This is a genomic window from Vibrio sp. 970 (assembly GCF_033339075.1).
This window is the reverse complement of record NZ_JAWOTW010000575.1, coordinates 1-586: the sequence shown is the minus strand read 5'-3', so window position 1 is coordinate 586 and position 586 is coordinate 1. Positions and strand designations below refer to the sequence as shown.

Annotated in this window: 1 protein-coding gene and 1 pseudogene; one reads left to right on the top strand and one right to left on the bottom strand. The window is 46.8% G+C overall.

The annotated features are described in order from the left end of the window. Positions 1 to 94: pseudogene (locus tag R7Q11_RS27965) on the top strand (hydroxymethylglutaryl-CoA lyase); the annotation flags it as partial. 35 nt (positions 95 to 129) lie between these two features. On the opposite strand, the gene R7Q11_RS27960 reads toward R7Q11_RS27965, so the two are convergent. After that, positions 130 to 586: DUF2301 domain-containing membrane protein (locus R7Q11_RS27960; RefSeq protein ID WP_225467205.1), on the bottom strand; the 457-nt coding region annotated here is incomplete at its 5' end.

The window sequence follows — 586 nt, the reverse complement described above, 5'->3', positions numbered from 1 at the left end:
GCTGTTAGCCAAAGCAGGATGGATGATAAGCGATGAACTGCAACGCCAACCAACATCGAAGGTTTCGCAGGCATTACGTCATAGAATGGAATAACGCACTTTGCATGACGGGCTCAACTAACCCGCCCATTAGACTTCATAATTCGCTTTGATGCCGATATCAAAGTGCAGTGGCATGCGCCATTTTGCTATAGATAAGTAGGCCATGATCAAACCCGCAAGAAACGCAGAGATTGCAACTATGGTCGATTGTTCGAACCACAACGCAAATGTCGTCACAACCAACAGCGTAGGTAGCAATTTCAAGCCAAGGACTTTGAAACAGAACGACTCTTTCAACGCAATCCCAGAAAAGGTGACAAAGATAAAGCCTAATGCGAGCCACACTCGATTTAACTCTGGGTCGCAGACCATCAAGATCGCTCCTATCCAACCAGACCAACTGATGATAGTGCGAACTGACCTACTGTAAACGTGCATATTACTCGCAGACATTGCACCAGCAATGGTGAATACCGCAAATACTGCTCTATACCTGCCATCCATCCCATCGAGCCATTGACTTTCCAACGCAGCCAACCCCAAA